The organism is Staphylococcus pasteuri (assembly GCF_030547725.1).
Taxonomy (GTDB): domain Bacteria; phylum Bacillota; class Bacilli; order Staphylococcales; family Staphylococcaceae; genus Staphylococcus; species Staphylococcus pasteuri.
Map to the genome: position 1 here is coordinate 1 of NZ_JAUOQO010000594.1, position 254 is coordinate 254.

General features: G+C 55.5%; 1 protein-coding gene. It reads right to left on the bottom strand.

All coding sequences use genetic code 11. From position 1 onward, the window contains the following. A partial coding sequence (locus Q4528_RS14850; RefSeq protein WP_303522440.1) for a hypothetical protein occupies positions 1 to 254 on the bottom strand: 254 nt, incomplete at both ends.

Here is a 254-nt window from a genome sequence, read left to right on the forward strand (position 1 = left end):
GTGCGTTTCACCACCGACCAGTTCTCCGGCGGCGTCAAATCTCTGGTAATAGATTTCGTAGCTATCGTACCAGACGACGCCAAAACCCCCATCTGAATATCCCAGAACCGAGCCGTCGGTCTGACTTCCGGCGGTAGTTGTGTTGACTTGAAACTCGGTTCCGGCCCGCGCCCCGTCACTGTCAAACCGCGGTCCGAAAAGCCCTCCATAATTGCCGTCCTGATGATAGGATCCCCAGATCGTTACATACCCTC